The organism is Bacillus sp. FSL K6-3431, assembly GCF_038002605.1.
In the GTDB taxonomy this organism is placed as follows: domain Bacteria; phylum Bacillota; class Bacilli; order Bacillales; family Bacillaceae_C; genus Lederbergia.
Window position 1 is genome coordinate 961677 of record NZ_JBBOCT010000001.1, and the last position, 26292, is coordinate 987968.

Below are 26292 nucleotides of genomic sequence, written 5' to 3' on the forward strand. Positions count from 1 at the left end.
CCCCCAAGTAATAAACGATCAATATAATCTATATATGTAATTTTAAATTACAAAAAACAAAAAGTCATGTGAAATGGTCTGACTTTTCTTAATTTTATACATTGTAAGCATAAAAAAAAATACAAAAAACGTAAACTCTGGCTTCACACACAAATTTTTAATCCCCACCGTTTAGGCAGGGATTAGTCGTTTCATTGTTTTTTGATCATTCTTAAGGGATTATTCCCAGAAGCGTTATGGGAGTATCACTTCTTGAAAAGCTTTCACTTTTGACCTTTTATTTGGTTATTTGTTGCTAAAAATTCTTTTGAAAACTCTGTAAGGGGTGTTTTTGCCATTCCAACTGGATTTGTCATCCCAGTTTCTTTCATCTTCTTCATCGCGTTCTGAATAGGACGGATTAACTTTCCATTTTGATATTTCTTCATTCCATATATAGCAGCGCTGACCCCTAAGGTAGCCATAAGTGAAACCCACATTTTATTGGACTTTTTTGATCTGTCATTTCTTAAAGGTAAGACAGGATTAGATTTCACAGATAATACTCCTTTTAATCGTATTGTCCAAATACCTTAGGACAATTTTATTGTTTGCTTTCCGATATGTCCTTATACTGATATCTTTACTAACAAAAAATCTCATTTGATAAAACTGGTTTTTCATGCACAAATGTCTTATGATTATGAGTGGTTATTCTATGGGAATTTTTTAAGATAAAGGGGTATATGGATGGATCAACATCGAGAGCAATGGTCTTCAAAATTAGGTTTCATTTTGGCAGCTGCCGGTTCGGCAATTGGATTAGGTGCTATTTGGAAATTTCCGTACGTTGCAGGAACAACGGGGGGCGGAGCTTTCTTTCTCATTTTTTTACTGTTTACATTGGTAGTAGGCTTACCTGTTCTGCTTGCTGAATTTTCAATCGGTCGAGGCTCCCAGCAAGATGCGGTTTCCGCATACCGATTTTTTGCTCCGGGAACTAGATGGCACTGGATCGGGAGAATGGGTATGGCCGCAAGCTTTATTTTATTGTCTTTTTATAGTGTAGTTGGTGGATGGATCATCATTTATTTATACAATACGCTTACTGGTAAGCTTTCAGGTTTAGCAGAACAAGATTATGGACAACTCTTTCCAACCTCTATTTCTCAGCCATATATTGCAGTTGGTGCACAGTTTTTATTTATGATTATTACCGTCTGGATTGTCGCACAAGGGATTCAAAAAGGAATTGAGCGTGCAAATCAAATTATGATGCCAGCACTTTTTATTTCTTTTATCATCTTAATTATTCGATCATTAACGCTGGAAGGTGCTGGTGAAGGTGTAGCTTTTTTCCTTTTACCAGATTTCACTGCTATAGACTCTAAAACCATTTTATATGCGTTAGGGCAGTCGTTTTTTGCTTTAAGTGTTGGGATTTCTGTAATGGTTACCTATAGCTCATACTTAAATAAATCGGAAAGTTTGCCGAAATCAGCATCAATTATAGTATTAATGAATATTTTTATTTCCTTACTAGCAGGTCTCGCGATTTTTCCTGCGGTTTTTTCACTAGGCATGGAACCTACAGAGGGACCAGGACTTTTATTTGTAGTATTACCCGCAGTATTTAATCAAATGCCATATGGGATGATTTTTCTCTGTATTTTTCTCATTCTTTTTCTTTTTGCAACTCTTACCTCTGCATTCTCCATGTTGGAAATTATTGTAGCTGCATTAGCAAAGAATAATAATACAAAGCGGAAAAAGATAACTTGGCTGACGGGACTATTCATTTTTCTTGCCGGTATTCCCTCAGCACTTTCATTCGGCATCTTAGATGATGTCATGCTTTTTGGTAAATCTATTTTTGATTTTGCAGACTTTCTCGTTTCAAATATATTATTACCATTAGGAGCGTTAGCGATATCTTTATTTGCCGCTTATAAAATACCTAAACAAACATTATTAAATGAGCTTAGTGTTGGAACTGGAAATGCCAAGGTAATTTTTACTGTTTGGTACTTTTTAATACGATATATTGCTCCCACGGCAATTATCATTGTTTTTCTTGATGTAATAGGTGTTTGGAAATGGTTATTTTAATGTAATTTTAGGGAGGATGGATGATGATGAAAAATTTAGAGATAGCAACATTTGCCGGTGGGTGCTTTTGGTGTATGGTAAAGCCATTTGATCAATGGGATGGAATTCACGGCGTTGTATCTGGATATATGGGCGGACATGTGGAAAACCCAACCTATTCCGATGTGAAGTCTGGAAATTCGGGGCATTATGAGGTCGTTCAAATTACATATGACCCTACTATCTTTTCGTACGAACAGCTATTAGATATCTTTTGGCAACAAATTGACCCTACTGATGCTGGTGGACAATTTCAGGATCGAGGCGATTCTTACCGTGCAGCCATTTTTTATCATAACGACGAGCAAAAGATAGTTGCTGAAGAATCAAAACGGCAGTTAGCTCAATCAGGTAAATTTACAAAGCCAATTGTTACGGAAATTATCAACGCCCCTATTTTCTATCCTGCTGAGGAATATCATCAAGACTTTTATAAGAAAAATAAAGAAGAATATTTAGCAGATCGTAATAAATCTGGCCGTGACGACTTCATAACTAAACATTGGTAAATTATAAACAGCCGATATTCTCAAAGCGGAGAATATCGGCTGTTTTGATTTTTGTTGTCTAGCTCCAGGTGCCCAGCGACTAGCAAACTTCACGGGCATCTTCCGCTTTTCTTAAGAAGTTGTGTAATCAATACTTTCAGGATCAATTCTTTTCAAAGGTGTCTCAGCTGGCCCTTCGACAACCTCACCTTCAACTGAAAATCTTGAACCATGACATGGGCAGTCCCAAGTGCGATCCCCACTATTCCAGTTCACTTCACATCCCATGTGGGTGCATGTCGTATCAACTACAAACAGTTCTCCAGCTTCTGTTTTATACGCCCCTGCCCTTCCACCTTTGATCGTGACGACAGACCCTTCCCCTTCTTTTATATCCTTTAATTCCTTGTCAGGCCGTTCTAGTTTCCCACTTATAAGATGTGCTGCTACATTCATATTTTCTTTCACGAGCTCTTTTACACCTGGATTTTCAGTAAAGCGTGATGGAGAAAATAAGTCTGCATATGGGTTCGATTTACCAATAATCAAATCTGTTATAATCGTGGCCGCGACTGTGCTCGTTGTCATTCCCCATTTTCTGAAGCCTGTAGCGACAAATATATTATCGTGGCCTTCTGATATCTTCCCGATGTAAGGAACCTTATCAGTTGTAACTAAATCCTGGGTAGACCAGCGATATATTATATCTTTTGCACCGAAGTAGTCTAAAGCAAATTTCTCTAAGGCTTCATAATGCTTGATTTCTACTCCACCTTGTCCCGCTTTATGTCCATCACCGCTAATGAGAAGCGCTTCTTCCCCATTTATTGTAACGGATCTAATGGATCTAGTTGGCTTTCCGGCATTAATATATAAACCACCCGCGAATGGTTTACCTGGCTTCACAGCTAGTACATACGATCGTTCAGCATGTAAACGCGCAAAATAACCTCTACCATCATGAAAAGGAAAGTGTGAGGCTGAAATGACATATTTTGCAGTTACTTTCGCCTCATTTTTAAAATGAACAGTAGCTGGTTCTCCATCTTCCATATGAGTTGCAACAGAACGCTCGTATACTTCCCCACCATTTTCTTTAATATAGTTAATTAAATGCGATAAATAGTGAAGTGGATGGAATCGAGCTTGGTTATACATAACAAGAGCGGATTTCACTTTTAAATCTAATGGAATGTCTGTTGTAATACCACCATCAATCCCCAATGTTTGATAAGCTTTTGCTTCATTATCCAAGTCTTGTAAATAGTCTTTAGAAGTTGTAAAGATGTATGCGTCTTCCTTCTTATAATCGCATTCTATGCCATGTAAGTTCATACATTCTTCCATATTGGCTGCTGCATTTATGTTTGCTTCATAGTATAACTTAGCTTTTTCTTTGCCAAATTGATTAATTAATTCGTTATATATTAACCCATGTTGGGCGGTCACTTTGGCTGTTGTATGCCCAGTAGTTCCATTAAGAACAGAGCTTGCTTCTAGCACAGCTACATGAAAACCTTCTTTTATGAGGTTGTATGCAGTTGTAATCCCTGTGATCCCCCCACCTATAATCGCGACATCTACTGTGATATCTTTTTCTAGTTGTGGAAACGACTCCAATTTCGTCGAATTGATCCAATATGATTCCGCATGATTAGGGCCCTCAAGATTATTTTTTGTATTCAAATTATATCCTCCTTTTCCATCCTATACTTGATATTCCCATAAAACGAGGAAAACATGTAAAAAATAGAAAAAAACAACTCCTTAATATGAACAGGAGTTGTTTGCGCGATTTTGCATAAATAATCAACTAATAACTGGTAATACCCTTGTTTCTTTTTCCATTTCTGATTTACAAATTGGACAAACTGTTTTTTCTTCAGTAGAAAAGGCATCTCTCATCCAGCAAGAACATTCTTCATTTGTACATGACCAGACAACTGTTTCTTCTTCAGGGATAGGTTCCTGAGGTCCCCTTCTATATGCCATGGCTTAGATCCCCCTTCTCATAATGTTTCTATTATACGCTAAAATACAGGATAATCCAAATCATCCTGCAATATATCATTATAATAGGCTTAATTGCAATATTATTTTACTTTTGGTGATATGTATTCAGATAACGATAGAGAATTTTTAATCCTTTTTATTATATTCAATATAACTTTATATATGTTTATATTTTTTATATCGTCAAAAATAAAGTCATTTTATTATAAATAGGATCCCGTTATTTCTATTATATACTTTGTTGATGGCAGTTTCACTCTTTTCGTTGCAACGAGAATTTATCTCCAATTGTTGAATTGATCAAGCTCGATTCATTTGAAAGTATTTTTCTAATCTGCAAAATCTATTTCAATTATTGACTCGTAATCGATATTAATCAAATCACCTTTTAAATCCACAATGCGCACGTGCTTATTAATATCGTCCACTTTATTTATAATACCTTCCAGCTCTTCAGTGTATCCATCGTTCCATAACTCGAATTTAACCGGCAAGCGAAACTCTACTGCGGTGTTAATTTTTTCATCAATTTCGGATAATTGATACTCGTCAAGAATCGGCTTATTCATTTTGTAATAATCGTTATTCATAGCCTTTATCATAGCTACGTGCTCAGGTAGCATCATGGCCGTCCACTTTTTCGTTCCACGATCTCTAATCATTACGCACCCCTTCTCTGTCGTAAAGATCCGATAGATAGAATGTTGCTTAACTTAAATGTGCGGAACTGTCTTCTTGTGTAGCAATAGGCTTTTACTATTATTTCGTTAACAGCAATAACTTTAATGATACGTTGCGAAATCGTTCCTTCATTAGATAAATAAATCATTTCAAATTTATCTTGTGATCCAGCAGCTCGTTTAAGTAAACCTATCATCATCCCCACACCTCTCAGAACGTTTGTTTGCATTTATTATATGCGGATATGCGTTTAATTACTACTGGAAAAAATGAGGAAATAAAAAAAACCCTTCTTACTGAGAAAGGCACTTTAAAAAACAGATGTGGCTTTGAAATAAAGTTTGATTAAAAACACCTTATCAACCCTTTTTAATTTGGCCTTTTCAAGTAAAGCACTGTTGTTACATACTAGTGTTGAGTGTCAATAAAGTTGTTTAATTTACAATAAAGTTGTTTAATTTACAATAAAGTTGTTTAATTTACAATAAAGTTGTTTAATTTACAATAAAGTTTTTTAAAAATGCGAGTCATTCTATTCAGCAATCGGGCCAGATTGTTGAAGATCGGCAAGAAAAAACGAAATAGCAATCTAGAAGAAATGGAAAAAAGCAGCAGATGGTATAGTAAAGATAAAAATAAAGGAGGTAGTCTTTTTGGAAACGACAAATGGAGAATTCAAAGGTGGAAATAATATTGCCCTAAAGATTCCAAAATTCAAGTACAACGAGACGGTGCAATTTTATAAGGAAGTGATAAAGCTGCCATATTTGGGCTTCAAGTCTGAATCACATGCCTTTCAGTTTGGCGATGCCACACTGTGGTTGGATTGTATGGACAATTATTCTCAACAAGATGTATGGCTGGAGATTCAGACAGACAATGTGAAGATAGCAGCAGAGTATTTACATGAGAATCACATTAATAGAAGAGATGAAGTGGAGGTACACGAGAACTCAGAGGGTTACTGGATTTCGGATCCCTGTGGAACAATCCTCAGAGTCAATCCACAAAAATAGGAATTAAATAAACCCAGCATGCAAGTTATTCCTGAAACGGGCGCGATTGTTGAAGAAAACTTAGATTTTTAAACGACTTTATTGTTATTTTAAAGTTTAGGTGAAGTGTCTTTCCATCAAAAATTAAACAACTTTATTTTAACCTTGCCCACAAATAAGGGCAAGGTTATGCTGTGTTTGAGGGTTCAAAATTAAATAACTTTATTGTCATTCTACAACTAGACGTTTAGTTGAAGAAGATCTTCTATTATCATATGCATACTCTATACAAATCTAGTTAACATAATTGCATGTTATAGGCACTGAAAAAAAGGATCTTCGATTGGAAGATCCTTTTAACTGCTTGTTCAATTAAAGCGCCCTTATCTTGAATAAGCATACCCTTTTTCGGGGGATATGCAAAAATACCCAAATTGACCCTTAGGGATAAACACAAAACAGGCTGACGTGATAGCCTGTTAATTTTATTAAACCCTCAAGGGTATGGTTTTCATTTCATAGATTTTTTGGAGAGTATGGACATGCTTCGTCTTCTCGTCATCAGCCTCTGTGTGGAGATACCCCTCGACAAGCCTGTACCCGAATACGAGAAGGATTATCTCGTAGACACAATGATCGGCGATTCGGGATACATCCGCATACTCCGAAAAGCCTTTGTAATACGCAGGGATGCATCGCTGGTAGTGTTCGACCATGTTATCGATATCCGGTTCATCCGCGATCAGGCTTGCGAGATCCTCGCCCAGGTAGCCCCATCCGCTGGTATCCCAATCGATAAGCGCGAAATTCCCGTCAGCATAGATAAGATTGGTTATCCAGAAGTCCCGGTGACATAGCACGAGGGGCAATTTTTCAATACGGGCGAATATCTCGTCTGCTTGCTCATCGATGTCGATGAGCATTTGCCGCACGTGCAGGGGCAATTCGCAGTCTTCCGATCGTATATAATCGTAGACGACCGGCCATGACCGGTAATGCAAATACGTATTCTTCATGAGATCCGGATGGCTCAGGTTGGTCAGGCTCTCCAGCACGGCGGGTTGCTCCGCATACAGCTTGCCTTGAAAGCGCCCTAACTCCAGCGCGGCCTCTTCATACATGTCACCGGTCAAGTCTAAATCGGTTACGCCATCGATATATTCCAGCCACAGATGATATTCATTAACTTCGGCATTGAACTCGGCGTGATAACATATCGGCCAACGGAGGGCTTGCGAGAAAGTCGCTCCCAAGTCAGACGAATAGAGATCATATTCTCGACGCCATGAACCCGGATCGCCGTAACGCTCCCATTTGTTCTGGATTTTCAGCACTATACGGTAAGGCAATTTTTCGCCATCCACGGTTTCGGCGATCCCCTTTACCAGGTACACATTCCCCACAGATCCGCCCTGTAACGGCATAGTTTGGCAGTCAGTAGAGATGATATTCGTCTTGAACCGTTGGTTTAAAGCATAAATCAGCTTTTCAAGTTCAATATTCATTTATTCCTCCATTTTCTTCTTTGTCGATGAGGTAGCGCATATTATCCTGGATATACTCGTTATCATGTTGCGGGGCATAGATACATCCGGTTAACATGATTTTCTTATGGTGAATCGTTTTAAATAAATTTTTACATATTTCTAACAGATAAGCACTTACATTCATATAGTTTTATAAAAATTTATAAGTGAAAATCCTTCACTATACATATCGGTTTTTTTGAAGAGGGTTGTTCAATTCAATTATATGGCCCTTTTAGCTGCTTGCTAATTAAAGCGTCCTTTTCTGGGAGACAGTTATTACGAATGAATTTCTTCTTTTTTGCTATAAATTTCATAAGCAAAATATCCAAATAAGAAACCTATCCCGGGTCCCCAAGTGATTGTAGATAGTAAGGAAATTGAGGAAAACATGCTTAAAAGTAAAGCAACAGCAAAACCAATCATCATTCCGAATGGTATTAAACTATCTAATATAATTTGAGCGCTTTTAGATTTTTTCTTACCCAGGGTACCTTTCTTATATTTATGTTTCATTCTTAGAATTACAAATACTGCAATTCCACCCACTATTACAACAGGCAGTGAAATACGAGCAATGTCCAAAGCTAAGTCCATATTATATTCCCCCTTTCTTCCGCTTTCAAATTGATTCAATTTTAACATAACTTATTCCATTAAATGGCCCTATAATTGAACAAGATCCCAAAGCATCAGATGAATACATTATACAAATCTAGCTAACATAAAACAACCACCTCAGTGCAAGAGGTTTTCATGTGTCCGTGTTTATTGGTTATGCGTGATTTTATACAACCTTGATACATCCACGTTTTTGGCTTCTGAGGAAGCCTCGCAGCTGCATAAAAAAAGGGGGGTTTATGCAAGCTCTTTTTTCACTAAAGTTGTATGTCAACACTAAACTAGACACTTTTCTTAAGGGTATCATGTTTATATTTTACGGAGCTCAAGTAAGAGTGAACTATGAGTACGAATGTTATTAAACCAGTGGACATAGTCACTAAGTTCAAGTGCCAGTTATTCAATACTTTCAAAATGCATATCTTGCGTAAATTCAGTCTTAAACAATTTAAATGTTGCTTCAGCCACGACGTTATCATAAGGATTTCCCTTCATGCTCAACGATCGTTTGATCTCAAATGTTTTTAACGCTTCATCACGATCCGTATGAGAAAGTTGTATGTCTCGCAAGTCTTTTTTCACACTAGTAAAAGCCTTGTAAACAAGTGCCGCATCTTTATTTGGTCCTGCACTATAGCCTATAATTTCTCGGTTCAATAAATCCACCAAGAAACAAACGTAGCACCATTTATTTAGTACGCGCACGTAGGTTAAATCGCTGACAATGACTGCTGATTCTTCTTGGTCATCAAAATTTCGATCCAGTACATTTCCAACAGCTTCATCATTTACTTTTGTTTTTTGGGGCTTAAATCGTGCGATGTTGTATTTAGATACTAGACCTTGTTCGTGCATGATTCGGCCGATCCGTCTGCGGGATACTTGATGGCCTATCTTTTGTAATTCAACTTTTATTTTGCGTGTGCCATATGCGCTGCGATTTTGAAGAAATATCGTTCGAATCAAATGATCTAACCCATCTTCGGTTTCTTGTTCAACTGGCATATAGTAATAACTACTTCTTGGAATTTGCAGGACACCGCACATTGCTGATACAAAGTATTTGTGGACATTGATCCGAATCACATTTACTTTCGTCCCATGATCAGCGCGGCTTGCTTTAAAATGTCATTCTCCATTCGAAGGCGTGCCATTTCTTTCTTAAGATGGATCAGCTCATTTTCTTTATCAGATCGATTATCTTTCTCTTGAAAGGATCCAGAGCTCTCGGACTGACGAATCCACCGGTCTAATGCTGAAGCTGTTAGCTCATTGTAGCCTTTCCAAAGCACAGATTGTTGAATAAGAAAAAAGCGATTCATTTTAGGAATCGCACTTCTGATTTATTTAATTAGATTGTAACTTTCTTAGTATTACTCCGTTTACAATAACTCCGATAAACCCAGTAATTGAAAAAACATAAGAAGTTATTTAACACTAATGAATTATTGCTGCTCTCAAATCACTAACACCATTCTCCAAATAGCCCTTTAAACACGTTAACATATATACCCAACCTTCTTTTTGTCCTAGCATTTTGTTTACTATTTGAGGGTCAGCTTCATTAAGACCTGATTCGTTTACCTCAATAATTGTACTGGCACGATCCAACTCTTTTAGTGTAATTGTAACAACTGTTTCTTCATCAGATTCTCCACCCCATGAAAACACGATTTTCATGTTTTCCACGATTTCTAATACATTTACAACGCCTTCTGCTTCGTATTCATCATATCTTAATGTAACAGACTTGCCTTGTTCCCATCTTTCGGAACTCGATGAGAACCAAAAATTCCCGATTTTTAAAGGGTCTACAAAGGCTTCAAACACCTCATTAGACGGCTTATCTATTCTAAATTTCGTAGTTACTTGAGTATCCATAACAAATTCAACTCTCTTTCAGAATATTTAAAACTTCTTCCGTTATACCCTATTTTACACATTTTTCGTCTTAATACTAAAAACACTCTTATTAAACTAAGCTGCCCGTTTTAGCTTTAAGTACATTCTTTCACAAAATCCATATATCATTTCAATTATTTCTATAAATTTAATTTACACTGACTCAATAAGTAAGTCCTTTTACAACGAAACACCCCTTTAGATAAAAAATCCAAAGGGGTAATGCTTCGCAACTTTTTTATAAACATCGCATCTTTTTTACAAACGTCGCGACTTTATTTTAAATCAACAACAGAGTATTAGATAAATCGGGAAAAACTGTAGTGACTGTTTATAATAAGCAGACAGAAAAGCAGCATTCATTATGTTGGTATGCCAAAAATAAATCACATTATGAAGCTTTGCTATTATTCGATAAATGATTCCCTTTATTTGTTTTTATTAGCTCAGGTCGAATAGATAATACGACACAAATGACAATGGCACATAATAAAAAGGAGAAAATCATCGTGATACCATTCGTGATGAAGGAAAAAACGATAGGTGTTTTACCTGCTTCATAGGCATATTTAGCAAAGAAAATAACACCTGCAATAAAATGCCAAAAATAACGACCCAAGCTTCCAATGAAAATGCCTAAGGTTACAGTGAGGACCATCATCGCTTTCTTTCCTTCATATGCTGTTTTACTAACCACAGGCGCAAGTAACCCAGCAAATCCTATAAAAGTAAATGCAATAAAATATTCTATAAAGCCTTGGAGTGGTGTTACGATATAATAATCACCGATAGCAATTTGTAGTAATCCCCATAATAAGCCTGAGATACATGCTGTCTTAACTCCCCACCTAAACGCAACGATAAAAATGGGCACCATAGCAACTGATATAGAGATAGATGGTGTAAGCTTGATGGAAGGAAGTATATCCAACACAAGTGCCATCGCTGCAAAAATAGATGCTTCTATCATTGCTTGTAAAGAAATTTTACTCATAAAAAAACCCCCTATGATTTGTGTATTGCACGTATCCATAGGGGAACAGAAATAGTATATGAAGTTACTATCTCTTGTTCTGCCACATCCCTGCGCTAGCATTAACTAACAGGTTCGAAGGGTCTGGATTAATTATCCACTCTCAGCTATTTGCTCCCCCTGTGGTACGTCGATTCAATTATACTCATCACTATTATAACGAAGAATATATATTATGCAAGACAAATAATATAATAAGTCAGATTACTTGTACAGTTGAACCACTCGCCACTTAACGATCTTAAGGTCTGTTTGAAGTGGGAGATTCCTAAGATCATCAGTGCAACCACTAGTTATTAATTAGGCTATCCCTGTAGTTCCTACGGTTAGTAGTCTTATCGCTTCAGATTTAAGGTTCATACTTGCTTGATATCTCTGTCTTGGTGGGGTTGTATTCGGAAGAGATCCATACACCATAGCGAAATTTTTAACGTCTTTATTGCGGTAGCCCGTGACTGGAACAGAATTGACTTGAAGCGAAGTTTTTCGCGAAAAATACGACTTGTTTGCCATACCACTTAGCTTATTCAAGTATGGTTCGAGAATGTGCCCAGGATACTTTACTTATTCCTTAAGTAGGTGAACTCAGCTTTTTTGATGTCGATTTGATTAATGTATGTTTTTCCGCGTTTTAACACCAGGACCTCGTTTTAAAAGATTTTTTATTTCCTCAATTGTTAGCCCCTGCTCCTTCGCAAGAGTAATTAATGCCACCCATTCAGGATCAAGTTTTGTCATTGTGCTTCCTCCTCTTTTATTTTTCAATCCACAATGTCAATTTTTTGTTTTTTGCCAAATTACTAGGGACTGAGCATGATCCCGGCATAATGTAACAAGAGGAAGATATCAAATAAACGAGAACATAATACTGTTACATTAGCTATAGAGGTAGTGATAAGCCTTCATTCTCGTATATAAAACAGCCCACAATATAGAAATATTTGAACGTAAAACCCACATTGCTTTTACTAGGCTCATCTCCCCTTTTCCTTTTTCACGTTGTATCATGCAATGTGAAAAAGTCCATTCCCCAAATATCCAAACAATTTGTAATTCCTAAAGTATAATCACCTTTAAGCAACGCTCTTGTAAAGATTACCAAATGGCACTGAATAAATTCTGAACAACAATATCTGAAACTCAAAAAGACTACTGTCGCCGTTAAATAGGGCATACAAGTAGTATTTTAAATAAAGTTTTTTATTTATCATGTATTGGGCTTGGGCTACGTCTGACACTTCTGTATTTAGATAACCAACATCCTTTTCATTTTTGAAATAAGGTAAGTAAAAGCCAGAAATGTTTTAATGATTTTCCTATTGCAACGAATAACTCATCTTCATTATTGCCATCCTCTCCATTCGAACTAAAACTCATTAGAGTATTCCTCTTACATACAAAGTTCTGTTAAATTTTAATGTTGATTTATAGAGATAAATAAAGAAAAGACCCCTTCATGCTCTATTAAGGAGCGTTAAGAGGTCATTCAACTAATAAATCATAAATCATTTTCTAATAGCTTCATAAACGAAAGCCTGGTTCCCATTTGTTGGTTGGCTACCATATTCGAAATCGGCGGACACTACATATCCGAAAAACCGATATTTTCTAAAATTAGTTTAAATTCTTCTACGCCATACCAACGTATGGCAAAACGTTGCAATTCAGTTTTAGCAAGTTTTCCATCACGCCATTTTTCGTACTTTAAATATGAAACTTTATATTGATTAAATAAATCTGCTTCAACAAGTTTACCCTCCATTGTGATTACATCCCCATTCGGAAAATTGAATGTTGATGTACCGCCAAACTTACTAACCTCAAAATTGGTGTCAGGCAAGAAAAGGTCAAGTATAAGGCGCCCACCTGGTTCAAGATGATCATAAATTCGCTTCAAAGCTTCAAGTGATTCTTCACGTTAAAAATGAACCAGCTGGTATAATAATTGCTTCATATTTATTAGGTAAAGAAAGTTCCTGTAAATTCGATTTATAAAAGTTGGTTTGCACGCCACGTTCTTCACAACGTTGACGGCAAGAAGCCAACATTTCAGGTGAATAGTCAACTCCATCAACAATAAGACCAGTTTCAAGAAGTGGAATAATTACACGGCCAGAACCGACCATTCCTTCAAGAATACGTCCCTTACAATCTTTAAGCTTATCTTGGTAATATTCTATGTCACCGCCCAATGATTGACCAATCTTTTTGCTAAGGTCATAAACCTCGGTACAAAGTGTAAAAAGACAATAAAGTTATTTAATTTTAAAACCTAAAACAAGCATAACCCTGCAGAAATTAAACTTAATAAGTGTTTATCACAAACGAAATTAATCATGTTATTACCTACCTTATTTCCCCTTTCAGTTGAGATACAGCAATATGTTTAATTTCACAGTTGTCTGAACTAATAAAATCAATACCAATACATCCAACAGTTATTTCGTTAAGCTCAAGTCATTGAATAGCTCCTTCTTGACGCCGCTCCTTTGGGGCTTTGTGAGTGTCGTGCAAATACTTTTTGTCGTTCTTTGGCTCAACTTTCATAAGCTTGGACCGATGGAAGCAGTACGCTGGTTTATGAGCGGCTCGTTATACCAACAAACTCAAAGTAACCTTCGGAATTTCAAAATTGCTGCGGCAGTTGTTTGTAAAAAGAAAACTAGTTACTCAGTAATCACTAGCGATGGATAAACAGAAAGCTCTGAAATTTATATACTCCTACTTTAAAGAAATATAATTAAAAAAGAGTAATAGTCTTTAAGGGATAATTTTGAACTTTGCTTCTTCAATTGATAAAGGGTGGAGTAATTTAACAAGCCAAATGCCTTAACGTACAGGTATTTGACTTTTTTGCGTTGGAATTCACTTAGCGTACGAATTTCCGGAATGTTGGAAGTACCCAAAGTAAGGATTGCGCTCTTTTCGTATCCTTCTAAGAGTTCATTATAAAAACCAGCTAATATCATGACAAGATATTAGCTGGTTTTCTGGAATAGTCCTTTATTAACATTACCTCGTGAAGCCCCTTAATTGCTACGCCCCACAGTGCAACTTGCCAAACCTCGGTGAACTGTGAATGCCGACGGCGAGGGTCACGCTTTTCTGGTCGGATCCAAAACCTCCAAATAGTGCTGATTGTACATAATGCCTAAGATGTTCCCAAAGGGAACATCCACAGAAGCAGTGATGAATCCCTCACCGCGCTCTGTGGGTGCCTCGTACTCATTCGCACCCCATAGACAGCAGTTTCTTGAAAGTTGCTGTTACATCGTCGACGTGTCAGTACACTACAGCACCGGCCGGACCGGTCGCTGAACCATCGGGCGCGTATCGGCTATCGATCAGGCCCAGCTCGTGCTGGTAGTCGCCGAGGCGAAACTCTGCATATCCTGAACGTTCGAAGTATCGTTCGATGCCCAATAGCTCGGCGTACCGCCACTTGCCGCTGCTAGATCATCCGTCCAAAAACTGACTGTGGTGAGTCCTCGTAATGTCTGTGTGTCACTCATAATCGATTTCCTCCTTAATGTTGAGTAGTACGTCCCAAAGCTAAACTAAATAACTTCTTCTGATTAACTTCAATTCACTTACAAAAAAACCCCTTCTCTTATTCAAGAAAAGGGCCCGATCTTTGAACAAAAAAACTATTTGTTTTCCTTCCTATTTAACGTAAAATTTGTTATTGCAACTGCCATTACTCACTTATTTTTTGGCACAATTGCTGAATAACACCTCTAATTGATGGGTTGTTCCACAATCGGGCTTTAATGGAATAATGGTCACAAAAATAATCAAACTTTTTTATACAGAATGCTTCAATTGAATATATTAAAAGCGTATTTTGATCTTTTTTCAAAGGTTATTAGCATTTATTTGATCGAACATTATTCAAAGCAACATCAAAGTCAAGTTGGACCCTTTTATCCAAAATATTATTTCTCCTTTAAAACCATTCTAAAGCCTTTGCATCATTGTAATCATGGTCTAACTATTTTTATGGGTAATTCATCTCCGTGGTTCTGTGTATTCAACTTCAGTTGGACTCATCTCGAAGGGCTCGACGGCGTTCGTGCAGCACCAGCAGGATAATCATCCCCATTATGACACCTAAGACAATGCCGGCCTGTGTGGTCAACAACCATGTCAATGGGTACTCTGGGGAGAGTGGCGCATCGAGTCGAACTGAAGATAAGGCGGAATAGAGGTTGTTGGTGAACAACGCTCCCGATGAAATCCATGCCGCTGCCATAGGGGGTAGAAACCACCTCGACCCACGGCGAGATGCTACCACCAGTATGCCCCACGCACCAGCAAAGGACCACACGCCTGTACTCAATGACAGCATGTGCCACCACACATCGCGTTCACTCATGGTTGCCGGGTCGATGCCGAAAGAGCCGCCAACCGCCCAAAACACCTTGATGACACCGAGCAGAATGCAGCCGGCAGCTACGATCCTAGCCAAGATGATCTGCAGTTGTCGAGTATTGCCCGGCAACTCCTTGTAGTCGGTTGTGCCACTCAGCGCCTCTGGCCAACGTGCCTTTGTATACCCCGCCAATGCAAGCGGCAGGAAGATGCCGATCCCGAAAAGTGAGATCATGACGAAGATCTGCTCGTATACCCAGAAATGGGCGGCACCCGCCTCTTGATCCCGGATCATAGCTGCAGGGCCCAGAACCGGTGCAATCAACAGCATGGGAACGAGCAAACCGGTACCAATCCAAATGGGTAGAGCAACCAACCACGCAGGTAGTCGCTCCCCCCACGGTCTGCAGAACGCCATTGCAAGAAGGATACCAATCGCAGCGAGAACGGCGGTTACTGCATTTATAATGCGCCAGTTGGCTTCACCCATTTGCTCGGTTGGAAGGAAGAAACCGAAAGTCCATACGATTTTGATCAGCAGGTAAGGTGTTACTGCTATTGCGGCACCATAACCGCAGATTCTACGCAACCCAATCAATCTTGAGGCCTGCCTCTTTACACTAATTTTCATCTTCTCATCTCCTCTACAAGTTCTAACTCACTTTGTTTCATAATTATTTATTCACTACTATCCTAATGCCTTTAACGCTTTTAAACCTTTCTTGTACAACATTAAAGTACTAATATTTCCAAGACTCATAGTAGTGCCTTCCTTACATAACATAGTTACTCTAGATTATTGAATAAAATATCATAACTCTAAATTAACTTCGATTTCCCTTTGAGTATCCCTTCCTTAATTCCGTTTTTATAAACCTCCGCATAAGCAAATTTTAGTTGCTCACGTAATTCTTTATTTTCTTCATCCATTTCTTACTTTTCCGTTTTAAAGATGCTATAATTGCATCTTTATTATTCTCATCCATCTCACGTTTTACCTGTTTTAGAGTTGGAACTTGAGCTTGTTGCTCTCTTAACGATTCGATTCGTTTTCGTATTTCTGGATTGTTATATAAAGTTGCTTTGCTAATTCCAGCTTCTTCTGCAACACTATTAAAATTAATGTTACCATTGGCTCGCATGAGCCTTTGAATCGCATTATCAACTTTTTTATGAGTGTTTACTTTTCTTACGAATTTCTTCATCAGAAGGATGAAGATACATATTCATTGTTATCTGAATTCGTGAATGTCCTAAACGTACTTGAACCTGTGTAATGTCTTTAGTTTGACGGTAATACTTTGTGGTATGTGTATGGCGAAGTAGGTGAGGCTGGACATCAATCTCTGTTTTATCTTTTAATCGCTTAAACAGCGCACTCACATCTTGATAGTTCATTGGTTGTCCTATATTTTCACCACGCAACTTGACAAATACAAAATTCGTATCAATCTCCAACTCATCAATTAACTCATAGAGATAATCATATAAATCCATTAGTTCGTAAGAAATATGTAATTCCCGTTCCCCGGTTTTTAACTTTGCACCATTCGGTAATTCTCCTCGATCTTTTAAACAAATGCGGTGTCCGTCTTATGATCGAAGATAAAATCCTCTATAAATAAAGACATAACCTCTCCGATCCTCTTCTGAAGTAGGAAATGCTTGTAATGTTTTTATCGAATCATTCGAATGTAAGTCTCCAAAAACCTTACTATATTCAGGGAAAACTTGTTCCAAAACTGCCTGGAATTGTAGTTTGGTTTGTACAAACATACCTGTAATATTATCGTGCTGTCTCGTAAGATGACGTAAGTCCATAAGTTGGATACCACGCTTTTTATAGGTCTTTAAATCCTCTTTATAATACAGCTCGCAGAGGTGATTGGCATCAATGATATCTGTTTTTACCCATCGCAAACTAGAACTTTTTGCTTTATAAGAGATGAGTGGATTTACGATAATAATTAAATAGTCTTTGTCCTCAAAATATTGAACAACAGGTGTGTGATAATGACACGTTGATTCCATTACAAGAGGGGGACGTTCTCCTAAAATATCTTCTATCTCTTTAATAAATTCTAATAAACTAGCTAACCCATCAAGATCATGTTTTACTTTGAAAATTTTTCTTGTAGGGCTTCTTTCTTTCCAAGTATGCTTGAATCTGACTTTCTCCTTTTGTCATATCCAGACCAATGACTTGATTCATTATAAATCTCCTCCTCCAAATATAATTACCGGTACCTCTAATCCATCTTGCAGTGTCATAGCTTCGCTTGTATACGAGATCATTGTCCCAACCAGCCTCAAACAATGTTTCTACAAGCAGGGGGCGCACTGTTTTGCGGACGGGGTATTAGCCCAACGGGCGCTTACGTTCTACCCCGGCTACCCCTATCATATATCGATATAAAAAATGCTCAACCAGAAATGATAAAACATTCTATATACCACTTACAAAATCATCCCTTTATTACATAAAAAAGCCCCATTTATAACCGCTATTTTATTTTCGTCAAAGATTTATCACAAACTTTGATATAACATATGCTATGGTAATATAAGAATAGAGCCTAGATCTTATAATAAAGGGGTGATTGATGTATGGGCATTACATTTATTGCGTCGATGCTGTCTGGTGTGATGTTTTTATTATTTACTGTGGCTATTGTCGCTTTTCTCATACATAATAAAAACCAGAAAAAAAACGAAAAGTAAAAAAGGGCTTCTGCCTGCTTACTATTAGCAGATAGAGCCCTTTTTTATTATTAAAATGTTCTTTTCCACTTGCGCTTAAACAAGATGTTCATAGCAGCGGAAGCTATTGTAATTAAGGCTAACACGATACCGATAAGTGGATAACCGAGACGGAATCCAAAATAAGTGAAAACCGCTAAGCTAATGGAAATAAACCATGTAAATATTAGTGTTGCGATAAAATATGTTTTTTCCAATCATTTCCCCGCCTTCACTTAAACCATTCAAGTCTGTTAACTTGTAAAATGAAATGCCGTTTTACTACCATACTGATTAGCCGTTACTTCTAATCTAGCTTCAATTCTTTCCTTTAATTCTGGGACATGAGAAATAATCCCAACAAGTCGGCCACTGCTTTGAATGTCCATTAAAGCCTCAATCGCATGGTCTAAAGATTCAGGATCTAATGTACCGAACCCTTCATCAATAAACATGGTTTCTAGTGATACTCCTCCAGCATGTTGTTGCACTATATCCGCCAAACCTAAAGCTAATGAAAGCGCCGCTTTAAAACTCTCTCCTCCAGAAAGTGTTTTGACATGTCGATCCTGTCCAGTATATTGATCGAAAATAAGTAGCTCAAGTCCACTTTGTACATTTCCTTTTGAGCGATCGGTTTTTCTTAATAGTTGATAGCGTCCACTTGTCATTTTTGTCAATCTTGCATTCGCTGCCTCTAAAATACCATCTAAAAATGACGCAAGTACAAATCTTTCAAATGTCAGTCTATATGTATTTTGACCGCGGGTGATATCAGATAAATGACCAACTAAATGATACTCCTCTTCTAAAATCTTCATTTTTTCATTAATATTGTTAACCATTTCATTAATTTCTTCATTTCTTTTCATTTGAAGCATTAAATTGGCATGTTGATCACTTAGTGAAGTTAAGCTATGCTCCGCATCTTCTAATGAACTTTTTAAAATAGTAAGATCTGGCTTATCTATACCTTGCAATCTGGTTTCATAATCCTCTAGCATATCAGAAATAGAACGATATTCTTCTCGATACGCACGAATCTCATCTTCTGATTTCTTTATCTCCTCTGCTCCCAATTTTGCTGCATGATAAACCTTATATGATTCAAACGCTTCATTTTCCAGTTGGATTAAAAATTGTTCGCGTTCCATATCAAGTGCTTTTTCTTTTTCGTTCATATGGGCCTCAATATTGCTAATCGTACCTGACAAACGCGCTAGATTTTCACTAATGTTTGTATATTCTATTCTAGCTGTTTCTAAAGCCCTTAATAGTTCTTGTTTTTCTTTTTCTAATTTTGCAACCTCTATATCAAATTGTTCCTTCAATCTGATATTTTCAGGGATTTTACGACTAAGTGCGGTCACGATCGTTGCCGCTTCTACAAATTGAATAGATAGCCGCTTTTCGTAATCGATCATCTCGTTAAGTTGATTATTTTGACGTTCCCACTCTTTTTCGTTTTTTGACATTTGAGTATGTAATCCAGGAATTTTTTGCACCTTTTCATTAGCAGTTAATAAATACTGGGTCATTTCCTTGTATCTTCGTTCATAATCTTGAAAGAACATGTCAATCTTTTCAAGCGAAAATTCCGGTTCTAGTTGTATTAATTCGTTGATAAGATGCTGAGCGTTCTCCTTATGAACTTCTGCTTCCGTTTTCAATTGCATCCACGAGCGTTCAACCTGTAATAATTCCTGATCACTTTTGGATACTGCAAGTTTAGCAGCTTTCACATCTTCTGCAGTCTGATCGCTCTCTGAAACAGTAGCAAGTTTTGGATGATCTATAGAGCCGCATACAGGACAGACTTCTCCGTTTTCAAGATGCTGCGCTAAATGTCCCGCTTGTCCCTTTAACCAGCTATCTTCTATTTTTTCCAAAGTGACCCGGGCATCCTCATTCATTACTTTTGCTTTTTCAAACATATCCGTTTTTATTTGGAAATCGGTACGGATATTGTTTTCCTTTTTCACAGCTGCTGATAATGAATTTAATTGTTTTCTTACAGTCTCTATTTTATTTAATGTATTTTCTTTTTGAAATGCTTCTATTTGTGTTTGCTCAAACTCTTTTAATTGAGCTTTCTGTTGCTCTATTTTTGTTTTCAAATTGGCAACATTATTTCTCACTTGGTTAATATCTTGTTCATAGCGATCTTTTTTCAATTGGATTTGTTCAAGCTCAGATTGTTTCGAAGAGAATGAATAGACATCTTCACGCATATTTACTAGTTTGGAAATATGACTATCTAATTTTTCCCTTACTGCTTGTTTTTCTTCTTCTTGCCGTAGACGTGTTTTGGCTGTCGCCAACATTTTCTGTTCATCTTTCATTTTTTTCCTATCGATATCTAATCTAGATTTATAACTATCCAACTCTTTCTTTAAACGTTGGCAGAGCTGTTCTTGGTGTTGTAATTTGGCCGCCTTATGGGCTAGTTCAACAGAAACCTTCGTATTCTCTACCTCTTGCTCTCTAGCTTTTAAATCTTTATGTTTTTGTAATAATTGATCACGAATAGACATTTGCTTTAGTATATCTTCTGCTGCATCCGCTTTACGCTTTGCATCATCACGAACGATTTTCTGTCGGTTTATATTTCCTAAGATGCCATTTACATCTGTTTGTAACGCGGTTTGGACTTCATTCAAAAGAGATAAAACAGACGTTATATTCAATATCTCTTCACCTATTTCTGTTTCTAAATTCGTATTGCCATGGCTAGAAATCCCTTTAAGCAACCGTGTTCGTTCTATCAAGCTTGCGTCCACTTCTTTTTTCAACAAACTGGACTTTTCCTTCAGTTTTTCTTCTATCTGTTTATATAATTCCGTGCGAAATAGCCTCTGAAGAATTACTTCTTTTTCCTTACTATCAGATGTGAGTAGTTTTTGAAAATCCCCCTGTGGAATCATTAATATTTGTCTGAATTGATTTGAATCGAGCTGAATGATTTCTTTGATTTTCTCATCCGTATCTCTTATGTTTGCTGCAATTAGCTTGCGATTACCTTGTTCATCAAGCATATATAGCTCTGCTTTCGCATTTATCGTCGTATAGCCTTCTCCACGCGCTTTCTTTTTTTCTTGTTGTGGTGACCTAGATATATAGTAAATTTGATTGCGAAGAGAAAACTCTAATGAGACTTCCGTTAATAAATCATCAACCGCAAACTGGCTACGTAAATCTGCTCCCATTCTCCCTTCACCGCTAGCACGTCCATATATAGCAAAACTAATCCCGTCAAAAATCGTAGTTTTTCCTGACCCCGTTTTTCCAGAAATGACGAACATTGTTCTATTACCAAGTTGGGAAAAATCGATTATTTCTACGTCCGCATATGGTCCGAAAGCTTGCATGGTTAATTTTATCGGCTTCATACATTCACCCCCCGCTTCACATGATCCACCATCTCTGCCATTAGATCGCGTTTTTTATCTGTAAATGAGCTTGTCGTCATCTCAGCGTAAAATTCTTTAAAAAGATCAAGTTCCGACTTCCTCTCATTACCACTTGAGAAAAACTCGTATTTCTTTCTAGCATCTGTCTGATCAATTTTCTTTTCCAAATGCAATATGTTTGGGTAGACTTCTCTCAATTTATTGACAGGATCTATTAATGCTCCTTCATCAAGGAGAATGACTTTTAAATAATCATCTAATTTTTGTCCTTCATAAAAGCTTGGATCCAGTAACTCCTCGATAAACCCAGTAATTTCCCTCATATCTTTCTCTGGTTGGAGTATTCTTTCCTCTACATCAAAACTACCATCATTATTCATTTCAATGATCGAAATAGTTTTCCGCTGGTTCACTTCTGAAAAAGAGTATTTCATTAAAGAACCCGAATATCGAACAGTTTCATGATGGATGGCATCTGGACTATGTAAATGACCTAAAGCAGAGTAAGAAAAAGGCGCAAACTGTTCAGCAGACACACAGCCGCTCCCACCTACAGATAAAGTACGTTCGGAATCACTTGTTTTCCCACCAAGTACAAATGCATGACCAACAAAAACATTCGGTTCATTAGGATTTAGATATTTCTCCACTTCGTTTACGATTCGTTTCATCGCATCATCATGAGAAGTAATGGTTCGATCATCAAACCATTCTCGAATAATGCCAGGCTCTGCATATGGAACTAAATAAAAATTAACGCCATTTAATTGGATGGGCTTAAAACTATCTTCAATTTTCCCATGGATATGTAGGTGGCTATGTCGATACCATGATGAACCAAAGGAAAGTCGTTCTGCACTATCATGATTGCCTGATACGGCAAGTATTGGTGTTTCTAATTCAACATTGATTTGATAAAGTGTTTCTTCAAGAAGTTGAACGGCATCCGTTGACGGCACAGAACGATCATATAAATCGCCCGCGATAATGACAGCATCTGGCTTAACTTCAGCTACTATATTCACAAACTGATTTAGCAAAGACTTTTGCTCCTGTTTCATATACACGCCATGAACCAATTTACCCAAATGCCAATCAGCAGTATGTATAAATTTCATTAAAATCACCCCGTCTTTGTATCTATTATTCTATTATAACAAATGGAGCGTTATCCTAATAGAAGCATGCGACGACAAATTGAAGTGCCTTTATACTCGATTATTGAACTACCCCTCCTAAATTACTAACGAAATTTTTCCGATACGCGATAATTGAAGTAATCGATTAGGATGAACTTCATTTATGTTAAATGGAAGTTTCAACTCTCGAATGTATTCTAAACGCTCTATTACTATTAGAAAGGCACCAGGTGATGATTGGCCGGGAAGTTCTCTCAACCAGCCAATGGGATTTTCCTGCTTTCCACAAAGGGATCTATAAGTTTATCCAATTTATGTTTTTGCCACAGTGAAAGAGTGGCAGTTAAGGATTTAAATATCTTTTCCTCTGCTCTCCGACGAGTTTCCCACACAAGTCGCCCTTTTGTAGTCATTCCTTTTTCGATTCCTAAGTTCTTCTTGAACAGGCTGCCGAGCGCTCTTGAATAAGATTTCGTTCAAACTCAGCAAAGCCGCAAAAAGATGAAGCGTAAGTTGTCCCGTTGCACTAGCCTTGTCCATTGTAATATTCTCCTGTAGGCTATTAAAACTAATACCTCTATATTTAGATCATTTACAACATTAATTAAATGCTGAATATTTCTCCCTAATCGATCCAAACGCCAAACTACTATTGTGTTGCCGGATTGCACAAATCGGTGAGCATTTTCTAATCCTTTTCGTTTATCTTAAGATCCACTAATTTTATCTGTAAATATTTCTTCGAAACCATATATTCCCTAAAAGCATCCAATTGTAAATCAAGATTTTGAATTCCTGTTGAAACACGAGCATATCCTACCTTCATTAATTTCTCCTCTTGTTTTTTGGCTTTTCTGTTTTACCGTAACATAACTTACTATTAGGGGTACTTAGATTTCTTTACAGAGTTTATGAACACATATAGTAGATAGAAAGCTAGAAAAATATTTAAATTTTTCAGTGTTCAGAAATTGACGGCTTTCTGGAAACTATTCTATAAGTTTATTTTAAAACTTGCGTAATCAACAAAGATATATTAATATGACTGTAGGTCAAAAATGACTATTGGTCAAAAAAGGGTGGTTTTATGTCGCAAAGGATGGATAAAATATTTCATAATAGAAATAAAACAATCCTAAATAATGCAGAAACATTATTTAGATTAAAAGGTTTCGATAAAGTAACTATGAATGACATAGCGAAAGAATCAGATGTCGCAAAAGGCACTTTATATTTGCATTTTAAATCTAAAGAGGAACTACTTTTTAACATTTTGAGACCTAAATTGGAAGAATTTAATCATAAGGTAGAACTAATAGACAAAAACGAAAATCTTACAAGAGATAAAATAAAAAAAATAATAACTTATGGATTTGACAGTGACTTTTTTGACTTTACTAAGGATCATTTTCTTTATATGCACAAGCTATTTAATGTGCAATATCACAATGAATTAAATTCAATTATCGATAAGATCATAAATAATTTTTCGCTAATAATACAAGAAGGTAAAGAAAAAAGCGATATAAAATCTTCTCTACCTAATAACTATTTGTCACATCAATTGATGCACATTTTTGACCCTCAAATTTATTATAGTTTAGTTGAAAATGAAAAAAACACAAAAGAAAGTTTTGTTCGCAATACGATCACTTTTTATTTAAATATATTAATTATAGCTAATAAAGGAGCGTAATATAATGGATCTACAATTAAAAAATAAAAAGGCACTTATTACTGGATCAACTAAAGGGATAGGAAAGGCAATAGCTTTCGAACTTGCAAAAGAAGGTGTGGATGTTTTAGTCAACGGTAGAAACAATGAAGAAGTAGAAATCATTGTTAATGACATAAAGAAAAAATATCCAGAAACTAACCCTCAGAATGCTTTTGGTAATCTATTGAACAGAGATGAAAGAGAAAATATATACAATAATCATCCTAATGTAGATATTCTTGTGAATAATTTAGGAGTATACGAAATGATGACTTATGAAAAAGTAAATGATGAAGTTTGGAAGAAATATTTTGACACAAATTTTCTTGTTGCTGATAACTTGTCTAGATTTTATATTGATAAAATGCTGAGTAAAAATTTTGGCAGAATTATTTTTATTGCTAGTGAAGAAGCTGTCATGCCTTCAGGAAATATGCCACAGTATGCTGTGACTAAATCAATGATTTTATCTTTATCCAAATCATTATCATTTTTAACAAAGGGCAAAGAAGTGACAGTTAATACCGTTATGCCTGGACCTACATTGTCGGAGAATGTCGAAAATATACTCAAAGACATGTATAGTAATTCTAGCAAGTCTTTCGAACAAATTGAAAAGGACTTTGTATTGTCTAATTTACCTGATTCACATATTGAAAGATTTATTCGTCCTTTTGAGATAGGAAGAGTGGTTGCATTTGTAAGCAGCCCACATTCGGGTGCTATGAAAGGTACAGCAGTTCGAATGGACGGTGGTTTGATCCCTACTATTTATTAAAACAATAATAAATGAAGCTGATTATAATAAAATGAGAAGCAAAAATTTTTTGCTACTCATTTTGTCATTTGTAAATCCATATTTTCTAAACTTTATCCCAATAATAATAAAAGCAATGATTCCTTAGCGTAGGAAAACTCGGCTTTTTTCCATGTCTAAATTTGCTTAGCGTATGTTTTCCTCGGTTTGTTGGTAGGACCCCAGTAATGATAAGCAGCGATTCATCTCCCACCTAAATCTTTCGGATTTTGAGGAGGGAGTCTTCTCGCCAAGTATGATAAAAAAGTAGTCTGCAGTGATTATGCAGACTACTATCTTAAATTTCACTTCGACTTTTCCATCCGCCCAGGTAAGCTTTGAATGGATTGAATCACAGCTTCAAGTTTCGCTTCTATCCTATATAATAGATACAATGTAACAATCGCTGGAAAACCAACTTCACTTATGAACGGTAGTATTTGATCCACTATTATCACCCCTTTCGAAAAAAATCAAGGCCCGCTTTGAGAGCAAGCCTTGATTCGCTTAAATAATTTCTATTTCAGTTACACTTCGTTCTACCAGACGGGCCCCTTTATATGATTCATAAGCATGACCATCACTATCAATAAAAGTATTTGAAGCAATGATATTTTCGAGCGCCGTCTTTACTTGATTTGAATCCACAGGCTCTTGAGGATTTTCAATCGACATTCTCGCTATTTTCCCTTCTGCTGTTTCAAAGATAAGCTCTAAAGTTTTCATCTAATCAC

The 26292-nt window shown here is 36.7% G+C and carries 21 protein-coding genes, 8 pseudogenes and 1 riboswitch; of the genes and pseudogenes, 5 read left to right on the forward strand and 24 right to left on the reverse strand.

Translation table 11 applies throughout. The annotated features are described in order from the left end of the window. Window positions 1-263: 263 nt before the first annotated feature. Window positions 264-536, reverse strand: coding sequence for a hypothetical protein (locus MHB53_RS04870; protein WP_340916020.1), 273 nt, complete (start codon window positions 534-536; stop codon window positions 264-266). 193 nt (window positions 537-729) lie between these two features. Here MHB53_RS04870 and MHB53_RS04875 point away from each other — a divergent pair, with 193 nt between their 5' ends. After that, window positions 730-2088: a sodium-dependent transporter gene (locus tag MHB53_RS04875; protein WP_340916021.1), complete on the forward strand. Its 1359-nt coding sequence runs from the start codon at window positions 730-732 to the stop codon at window positions 2086-2088. 23 nt (window positions 2089-2111) lie between these two features. Further along, window positions 2112-2636, forward strand: a complete 525-nt coding sequence (msrA, locus tag MHB53_RS04880; RefSeq protein ID WP_340916022.1) for a peptide-methionine (S)-S-oxide reductase MsrA — start codon at window positions 2112-2114, stop codon at window positions 2634-2636. 111 nt (window positions 2637-2747) lie between these two features. On the opposite strand, the gene MHB53_RS04885 is transcribed toward msrA, so the two are convergent. The 4 genes from MHB53_RS04885 to MHB53_RS04900 form a co-directional block, all read right to left on the reverse strand. Continuing rightward, window positions 2748-4301 carry an FAD-dependent oxidoreductase gene (locus MHB53_RS04885; protein ID WP_340916023.1) on the reverse strand — a complete coding sequence of 518 codons (1554 nt, stop codon included), beginning with the start codon at window positions 4299-4301 and terminating at the stop codon, window positions 2748-2750. 123 nt (window positions 4302-4424) lie between these two features. Continuing rightward, window positions 4425-4607, reverse strand: a complete 183-nt coding sequence (locus tag MHB53_RS04890; RefSeq protein WP_340916024.1) for a cold-shock protein — start codon at window positions 4605-4607, stop codon at window positions 4425-4427. A 350-nt stretch (window positions 4608-4957) separates the two neighbouring features. Further along, entirely contained in the window at window positions 4958-5290 is a 333-nt protein-coding gene (locus MHB53_RS04895; RefSeq protein ID WP_340916025.1) for a YolD-like family protein, read from the reverse strand. Further along, a complete protein-coding gene (locus MHB53_RS04900) occupies window positions 5290-5508 on the reverse strand; it encodes a hypothetical protein (RefSeq protein ID WP_340916026.1) in 219 nt (72 codons plus the stop codon). Before MHB53_RS04900 ends, MHB53_RS04895 begins: the two co-directional genes overlap by 1 nt. 454 nt (window positions 5509-5962) lie before the next feature. On the opposite strand from MHB53_RS04900, the gene MHB53_RS04905 reads away from it, so the two are divergent. Further along, the gene (locus MHB53_RS04905; protein WP_340916027.1) at window positions 5963-6325 is read left to right on the forward strand and encodes a hypothetical protein; all 363 of its coding nucleotides are present in this window, start codon (window positions 5963-5965) and stop codon (window positions 6323-6325) included. Between the two features lie 467 nt (window positions 6326-6792). Here MHB53_RS04905 and MHB53_RS04910 read toward each other — a convergent pair whose 3' ends face one another. From MHB53_RS04910 to MHB53_RS04985, 17 genes and pseudogenes are all read right to left on the reverse strand, one after another. Then, a complete protein-coding gene (locus MHB53_RS04910; RefSeq protein WP_340916028.1) occupies window positions 6793-7809 on the reverse strand; it encodes an aminoglycoside phosphotransferase family protein in 1017 nt (338 codons plus the stop codon). Window positions 7810-8109: 300 nt separating this feature from the next. Continuing rightward, window positions 8110-8427, reverse strand: coding sequence for a hypothetical protein (locus tag MHB53_RS04915; RefSeq protein ID WP_340916029.1), 318 nt, complete (start codon window positions 8425-8427; stop codon window positions 8110-8112). Between the two features lie 305 nt (window positions 8428-8732). Continuing rightward, window positions 8733-9722 (reverse strand): annotated as a pseudogene (locus MHB53_RS04920) (IS3 family transposase); the annotation flags it as partial. Between the two features lie 166 nt (window positions 9723-9888). Then, entirely contained in the window at window positions 9889-10332 is a 444-nt protein-coding gene (locus MHB53_RS04925) for an SRPBCC family protein (RefSeq protein ID WP_340916030.1), read from the reverse strand. Between the two features lie 412 nt (window positions 10333-10744). Beyond that, the gene (gene thiT, locus MHB53_RS04930) at window positions 10745-11347 is read right to left on the reverse strand and encodes an energy-coupled thiamine transporter ThiT (RefSeq protein ID WP_340916031.1); all 603 of its coding nucleotides are present in this window, start codon (window positions 11345-11347) and stop codon (window positions 10745-10747) included. Window positions 11348-11417: 70 nt separating this feature from the next. Continuing rightward, window positions 11418-11517: riboswitch (TPP riboswitch) on the reverse strand. 478 nt (window positions 11518-11995) lie between these two features. After that, complete coding sequence (locus tag MHB53_RS04935; protein WP_340916032.1) at window positions 11996-12124, reverse strand: anti-repressor SinI family protein; 129 nt, start codon at window positions 12122-12124, stop codon at window positions 11996-11998. Window positions 12125-12891: 767 nt separating this feature from the next. Continuing rightward, a pseudogene (locus MHB53_RS04940) lies at window positions 12892-13590 on the reverse strand (class I SAM-dependent methyltransferase). Window positions 13591-14481: 891 nt separating this feature from the next. Beyond that, window positions 14482-14898 (reverse strand): annotated as a pseudogene (locus MHB53_RS04945) (VOC family protein). A gap of 524 nt (window positions 14899-15422) precedes the next feature. Continuing rightward, complete coding sequence (locus tag MHB53_RS04950; RefSeq protein ID WP_340916033.1) at window positions 15423-16388, reverse strand: hypothetical protein; 966 nt, start codon at window positions 16386-16388, stop codon at window positions 15423-15425. 188 nt (window positions 16389-16576) lie between these two features. Then, a pseudogene (locus MHB53_RS04955) lies at window positions 16577-16962 on the reverse strand (DUF6262 family protein). Further along, window positions 16928-17403: pseudogene (locus MHB53_RS04960) on the reverse strand (tyrosine-type recombinase/integrase); the annotation flags it as partial. The pseudogenes MHB53_RS04960 and MHB53_RS04955, both read right to left, overlap by 35 nt. Then, window positions 17402-17969, reverse strand: a pseudogene (locus tag MHB53_RS04965) (IS110 family transposase); the annotation flags it as partial. The pseudogenes MHB53_RS04960 and MHB53_RS04965, both read right to left, overlap by 2 nt. A 559-nt stretch (window positions 17970-18528) precedes the next feature. After that, window positions 18529-18714 carry a hypothetical protein gene (locus MHB53_RS04970; protein ID WP_340916034.1) on the reverse strand — a complete coding sequence of 62 codons (186 nt, stop codon included), beginning with the start codon at window positions 18712-18714 and terminating at the stop codon, window positions 18529-18531. 36 nt (window positions 18715-18750) lie between these two features. Continuing rightward, window positions 18751-21885, reverse strand: coding sequence for an SMC family ATPase (locus tag MHB53_RS04975; RefSeq protein ID WP_340916035.1), 3135 nt, complete (start codon window positions 21883-21885; stop codon window positions 18751-18753). Next, window positions 21882-23024 carry an exonuclease SbcCD subunit D gene (locus MHB53_RS04980; RefSeq protein WP_340916036.1) on the reverse strand — a complete coding sequence of 381 codons (1143 nt, stop codon included), beginning with the start codon at window positions 23022-23024 and terminating at the stop codon, window positions 21882-21884. Before MHB53_RS04980 ends, MHB53_RS04975 begins: the two co-directional genes overlap by 4 nt. A 138-nt stretch (window positions 23025-23162) precedes the next feature. Beyond that, window positions 23163-23489, reverse strand: a pseudogene (locus MHB53_RS26260) (Tn3 family transposase); the annotation flags it as partial. A gap of 1 nt (window position 23490) precedes the next feature. Further along, window positions 23491-23871, reverse strand: a pseudogene (locus tag MHB53_RS04985) (recombinase family protein); the annotation flags it as partial. Window positions 23872-24132: 261 nt separating this feature from the next. On the opposite strand from MHB53_RS04985, the gene MHB53_RS04990 reads away from it, so the two are divergent. After that, window positions 24133-24741, forward strand: coding sequence for a TetR/AcrR family transcriptional regulator (locus MHB53_RS04990; protein WP_340916037.1), 609 nt, complete (start codon window positions 24133-24135; stop codon window positions 24739-24741). Window positions 24742-24745: 4 nt separating this feature from the next. Next, window positions 24746-25540 (forward strand): SDR family NAD(P)-dependent oxidoreductase, encoded by a 795-nt coding sequence (locus tag MHB53_RS04995; RefSeq protein WP_340916038.1) that lies wholly within the window; start codon window positions 24746-24748, stop codon window positions 25538-25540. A gap of 323 nt (window positions 25541-25863) precedes the next feature. Here the strand turns inward: MHB53_RS04995 and MHB53_RS05000 are convergent, their stop codons facing one another. Together MHB53_RS05000 and MHB53_RS05005 are read right to left on the reverse strand one after the other, a co-directional pair. Next, window positions 25864-26007 carry a YvrJ family protein gene (locus tag MHB53_RS05000; protein ID WP_340916039.1) on the reverse strand — a complete coding sequence of 48 codons (144 nt, stop codon included), beginning with the start codon at window positions 26005-26007 and terminating at the stop codon, window positions 25864-25866. A gap of 58 nt (window positions 26008-26065) precedes the next feature. Then, on the reverse strand, window positions 26066-26284 hold the full coding sequence (locus MHB53_RS05005) for a DUF2922 domain-containing protein (protein WP_340916040.1): 219 nt from the start codon (window positions 26282-26284) through the stop codon (window positions 26066-26068). Between the last annotated feature and the right edge of the window lie 8 nt (window positions 26285-26292).